4 protein-coding genes are annotated in these 4,569 nt (G+C 73.2%); 3 read left to right on the top strand and 1 reads right to left on the bottom strand.

Annotated features, from left to right (window positions below; genetic code table 11):
- From Q1N79_RS09355 to Q1N79_RS09345, 3 genes are all read left to right on the top strand, one after another.
- On the top strand, positions 1-675 hold a 675-nt coding region (locus Q1N79_RS09355), incomplete at its 5' end, for an ATP-binding protein (protein WP_300606903.1).
- Complete coding sequence (locus Q1N79_RS09350) at positions 672-1,775, top strand: hypothetical protein (RefSeq protein WP_300606900.1); 1,104 nt, start codon at positions 672-674, stop codon at positions 1,773-1,775. The genes Q1N79_RS09355 and Q1N79_RS09350, both read left to right, overlap by 4 nt.
- A complete protein-coding gene (locus tag Q1N79_RS09345; RefSeq protein WP_300606897.1) occupies positions 1,772-2,473 on the top strand; it encodes a response regulator transcription factor in 702 nt (233 codons plus the stop codon). Before Q1N79_RS09350 ends, Q1N79_RS09345 begins: the two co-directional genes overlap by 4 nt.
- Positions 2,474-2,616: 143 nt before the next feature.
- On the opposite strand, the gene Q1N79_RS09340 is transcribed toward Q1N79_RS09345, so the two are convergent.
- A partial coding sequence (locus Q1N79_RS09340; RefSeq protein WP_300606894.1) for a tetratricopeptide repeat protein occupies positions 2,617-4,569 on the bottom strand: 1,953 nt, incomplete at its 5' end.

Genomic DNA, 4,569 nt, shown 5'->3' with positions numbered 1-4,569 from the left:
GTGGAGACGCTCGTCGCCGCCGGGCTGCTGGCGGTGATCCGCGGCGGCGCCCGGCAGGCGGACGCGGTCGTCGCCGCCGGCCTGGAGACCGAGCGGCAGATCCATGCCGAGGAGGCGCGGCGCGCTGACGAGCGAGAACAGCACCGCCAGCTGCACGACACCGTCCTGTCGACCCTGACCATGGTCGCGGCCGGCGCCTTCGCGGAACCGTCCCCGGCGCTGACCGCGCAGGCGGCCAGGGACCTGCGCGTGCTGCAAGGACTCGCGGGCACCCCGGCCGCACCGGGCGGGCTGGCGTCGCTGACTGACCTGAGACCGAAGCTGGAGCGGGCCGCGGCCAGCACCGATGAGCTGGCCGTGCGGCTGAAGCTCGTCCCTGTCACGCTGCCGTCTCCGGTCGCCGATCAGCTCGCCGCCTGCGTCGGCGAGGCGCTGCGCAACGTCGAGCAGCACGCAGGAACCGCCCAGGCGGAAGTGACCGTCACCGGCGGCGCGGGCTGGGCGGTCGTCAAGATCACTGACCGCGGCCGCGGGTTCGACCCGGCCGCCACCCCGCCATCGCGCCGGGGCATCCGGGAGTCGATCACCGGGCGGATGCTGGCCGCCGGCGGCCGGGCCGAGATCGCCAGCCGTCCCGGCGCGGGCACGACCGTCACCGTGAGCTGGCCGGCATGACCGCCGTCCAGCCGACCGCGACGATGTCCGGCCGCTATCAGCGGGCCTTCACCATCGCCGTGATCTTCCTGGTCGCGGGCTGGCATCTGGCCGGAGCGGGCGGGCAGCTGCTGCACAACCGGCCGGCCTACGGCTCATTCGCCTTCCAGTGCGCCATGTGGCTGGCCATGGCGCTGGCGATCACCGCCGGGTCGGTCCTGGTGCTGCGCGGAACGCCCGGCTGGCGCCCGGCCTGGGCGGTGGCCCTCATCGCGCTGGCCGCCAGCACGGCAGCGGCGGCGGCCAGCCCGGCCGGCCAGATGCTGGCGGTCAACTGGGCGTGGGGAAGCGCCGGCTGGACGGGCGTGCTCGTGCTGCTCCGCCGCCGGTTCGCCGAGCTTGCGCTGTTCCTCGCCGCCGAGGCCCTGGCCACCCTGGGCGTGCAGCTGTGGGACGGGCTGCACCGCACCGACCTGGCCGGGTTCCTCGCCGTGCTGGCCTGGTCGACCGGCGCCCAGGTGGCCGTCGCCGCCGGGGTCAGGGCGCTGAATGTCGCCGCCGGCCATGCCGCCGCGGCGGCGCAGAGTGAGCACGCCGCCCGCGAGCGGGCCGCCACCGCGGAGATCATCCGGGCCGCCCGGCACGCCCGCTGGCTGGCGCTGCAGGAAAGCGCTGTCCCGCTGGTCGCCGAGTTGGCGGCGGGCACGGCCGACCCGGGGGACGCGCGGGTGCGCACCAGGTGCGCGGTCCAGGCGGCCCGGCTGCGCCGGCTGCTTGCCGAGGGCGACGAGGTACCGGGATCGCTCGTGCACGAACTGCACGCGAGTGCCGATGTAGCCGAGCGGCGCGGGATTGCCGTCCAGATCGAGACGGCCGGGCAGCTGCCGCAGGTACCCGGCCCGGCCCGGCGGGTGATCACCGACGCTGCCATCGCGATCCTGACCGCCGCGCGCAGCCAGGCGCGGATCACCCTGGCGGCGGTGGCCGCCGGGGTCGCGGTCAGCTTCGTCGCCGACACCGGCGCCGCCGTCCCGCTGCCTGTGGCGGGCGAGGGGGTCGCGATCGAACAGCAGCAAGACGACGGCATGCTCTGGGCGGAGGCGCGATGGAACAACCGGTGACGGTAGCGATCATCGAAGACCACCCGGTCGTCACCGAGGGGGTGGCGTCCTGGATCAGGTCCGACCCCGGCCGGCGGGTACGGCTGGTGGAGACGGCCCGCGACCTGACCGGGCTCAGCGCCATGCCGCGGCCGCCGGTCGACGTGATCATCCTGGACCTGGAGCTGTCCGGCGAGCTGGTCACCGCGCAGATCCCCGGGCTGGTGGGAGCCGGATACCGGGTGGTGGCCTTCTCCGGGCACAGCGATCCGGCGATCGTGATGGAGACGCTGGACTACGGCGCGCACGCCTACGTATCCAAGGAGGAGGGCCGCGAGCATCTGGTCGAGGCCGTGCTGGCGGCCGCCGCCGACCGGCCCTACGTGACCCGGTCGCAGGCCAGGGCGATGCTCGCCGACCAGCGCCCGGCCCGGCCGGCGCTGTCACAGCAGGAGCGGCAGGCGCTGCTGCTGTGGTTCCAGGGCATGTCGAAAGCATCGGTCGGGCGGCGCATGTCGATCAGCGAGAACACGGTCCGGCAGTACATCAGCCGGGCGCGCGCCAAGTACGCGGCCACCGGGCGGAGCGCGGCGAGCAAGGACGCGCTGCTCGCCCGCGCGATCGAAGACGGCGTGATCAAGCCGGACGAGATCACGCCGTACCGGTCATTCGCCCGGGCCGCGGCCGACCGCCCCGGCTTGGGTCCCCCGGGCCGGTAACCGGCCCGGGGGACCCAAGCCCCCCCCGGAGGCCCCCCCAGGGCGAATCGGCCGCAGGCCGGCGCCGTGATGCATGCCGGCGCCGCGGCGTCAACAGATCGCGGGCTGGCGCACAGCTAGCATTCCCGATCGAGGCGACACTGTCATGACCCCCGATCGGGTGACACGAGGGCGGGCTGGGCTAAGCGCTTTCCCTCAGTTCCCGCGATCCCGCTCAGCAGCGCGGAAATCGCGCTTGCTTCTGCCACGCCCATCCGCGCGAAGATCGAGTGCGCTTTCGTCAGCATGGCTAGCGCGTCGGCCCCGCGCCCGGCAGCCAGTGCGCAGCGGCCCAGGCCCGCGAGCGCACGAGCCTCGTCCAGCTGGCTTTCCACCTCGCGGGCACTGTTCAGGGCCCGCCGGTGGCATGCCTCGGCCCGGTCCAGGTCGCCGCGAACCCGGTGCAGCGTCCCCAGCTCGTCGAGTGCCTCGGCCACGTCTGCGAGTTCCTCGACGATGCCCAGACCCAGCTCAAGCAGCTCCTGAGCGCGGATGAAATCTCCGGCCAGCCGGCGCAGTGCGCCAAGCTCGCATAGCGACATGGCCTGACCTGCGAGGTCGCCGAGCTCCTTGTAGATGTCCAGTGCTTCTTGCTGGACCTGGGCCGCGCCCGGGTGGTCGCCCACCATCCGGCGGACGACCCCCAGCTCGGACATCGTGTTGGCCTGGCCCAGCCGGCTGCCGATTTCCCGGTACATGTCAAGCGCCTGTTCCTGCTCCCGGGCGGCGCGCTCGTAGTGTCCAATCTCCCGGTGAAGCGTCCCCAGATAGCACAGGGCGTTGGCCTGGCCTTGCTTGTTGCCGAGCTCACGCTGGATATCCAGGGCCTGCTCCTGGGCCTGGGCCGCGCCCGGGTAGTCGCCGATCCGCCGGCGGATCGTGCCCAGGTAGGTCAACGTGGTGGCCTGGCCCTGCTTGTTGTCCAGGTCGCGGTAGATGCCCAGTGCCTCCTCAAGCGCCTTGGCCGCACCGCGCTGGTCGTGGGTGAGCCGTCGCACGACCCCCAGGTGATTGAGGGTGTCGGCCTGCCCCTCGCGATCGCCCAGCGTGCGGTAGAGGACCAGTGCCGCGTCAAGGGCGCCGGCGGCCCGCCCGTAGTCATCGGCCAGGGTCCACACGGTTCCCAGGTGGCTGAGGCAGTTGGCTTGGCCCTGGCTGCTGCCGAGGTCGCGGTAGACAGTCAGTGCCTCTTCCTGGGCGAGTGCGGCACCCGCGTAGTCTCCGTTCAGCCGGCGCACGATTCCCAGGTCGTCGAGGGCGTTGGCCATCCCCAGCCGGTCGCCGATCTGCCTGGCGGCCGCCACGGCGGTCGCGTGGCGGGTGATCGCGTCGGTCCACGGTCCGTCTTGCCGCAGCACGGCGGCAGTACCAGCGGTGAGGGCAACCACCCTGGCATGCTGACCGGTGCGGGTGACGTGGTCCAGGCAGGCGAGCACGTTGGCGTGCTCGGCCCGTGCCCACCACAGTGCGGCCGCGCGGTCGGGCACGGCGGGAACCGCGGCCGGCGGCGCGGCCGGGCGGGCAGCCGGGCTTGGCTGGGGCCGGGCCTGCCGGGTGAGGATTGCCTCGGTGACGGCTGTGGTGTGCTCGTAGTAGTCGAGCAGCCGGTCCAGTCCGCTGGCGCGCTCGGTCTCGGGATCGGCGGCGGCCCGGTCCAGCGCGTAGCGGCGGATCAGGTCGTGGATCACGTAGCGGCGATGACCTGTCTCGGTCAGCAGGGCCTCCTGGTGGAGGGCGTCGAGACATGCCGTGGCCTCGCCGAGCGGGATGCCGCCCAGTGCGGCAGCGGTGTAGGGATCGATCGTGCTGCCCGGGTGCAGGCCGAGGTAGCGGAAGAGCCGCTGTTGACCGGTGCTGAGGTACCGGTAGGACACCTCGAACGCGATGGCCACGGTGTCCTTCTCCGCCGCGAGGGTGAGCACGCTCGTCCTGGTCTCGCGGATGAGGTCGGCGAGTTCCCACGAGGGATGCCTGGCGTAGACCCGGGCGAGCAGTGCCACCGCCAGCGGCAGGTAACCGGCCAGCGTGACCAGTTCCGCGACCGCATCGGGCGGCCC

It is taken from the genome of Trebonia sp. (assembly GCF_030042015.1).
Taxonomy (GTDB): domain Bacteria; phylum Actinomycetota; class Actinomycetes; order Streptosporangiales; family Streptosporangiaceae; genus Trebonia.
The sequence above is the reverse complement of the archived record's forward strand: the minus strand, read 5'-3'. Positions and strand labels throughout refer to the sequence as shown.